The organism is Mesorhizobium sp. M1328 (assembly GCF_040318075.1).
Taxonomy (GTDB): domain Bacteria; phylum Pseudomonadota; class Alphaproteobacteria; order Rhizobiales; family Rhizobiaceae; genus Mesorhizobium.
The window spans coordinates 1-586 of the sequence record NZ_JAMYLO010000087.1; the positions used below are offsets into that span (position 1 = coordinate 1).

Here is a 586-nt window from a genome sequence, read left to right on the forward strand (position 1 = left end):
TGGTTATAAGCGAGCGTCTGCCACGATTTACCTGAGCCGGATTGCGCGCTTTAGCCAGTTTGCCGCAACGCGCTGTGGTCCGATGCCTATCTCTCAAGATGTCGTCGACAGCTATTTGTGCACGTTTACTACGGATACTCCACGCATTGGAGCAGTGTCGGCACTGGGACACGCGCGGCGAGTGGCTCCAGAACGCTTCCTTGCTGCTGTTCCCAGTGTAGATAATGATCCGAATGCTCCGCTTCTGAGCTCCTTTTCGGACTATCTGAGCAGGGTGTGCGGACTGGAGTCAAAGTCTCGCGAAGGCGTTCTCCTGGGCAGCCGCCGCTTTCTGGATTGGTTCCATCGCCACCATTCCGGCCAAGACCTCGACGCATTGACGGCTGAGCATGTCCTTGCCGCTGTCGAACATCGGCTGTCACTATCGGCGACCTCCGGTACCCGCACCGCAGCAACTTCTCACATCCGGACATTTCTTCGGTTTTTGTATTGGGCTGGCCACCACGATCAGGATCTCGCGCGCGTCGTCCCCAGGACGCCCCACTGGCGTTTGGCTCATCTGCCGCCGCGCCTTGCATGGGATGAC

Annotated in this window: 1 protein-coding gene; it reads right to left on the reverse strand. The window is 58.5% G+C overall.

The genetic code is table 11. The features are described from left to right. Positions 1-289 precede the first annotated feature (289 nt). A complete protein-coding gene (locus NKH23_RS34490; RefSeq protein ID WP_352959089.1) occupies positions 290-412 on the reverse strand; it encodes a hypothetical protein in 123 nt (40 codons plus the stop codon). Between the last annotated feature and the right edge of the window lie 174 nt (positions 413-586).

What these genes read in the sequence shown, in the direction of transcription:
- NKH23_RS34490 (WP_352959089.1), bottom strand. Translation starts at nt 412, where the DNA reads ATGTTCGACAGCGGCAAGGACATGCTCAGCCGTCAATGCGTCGAGGTC.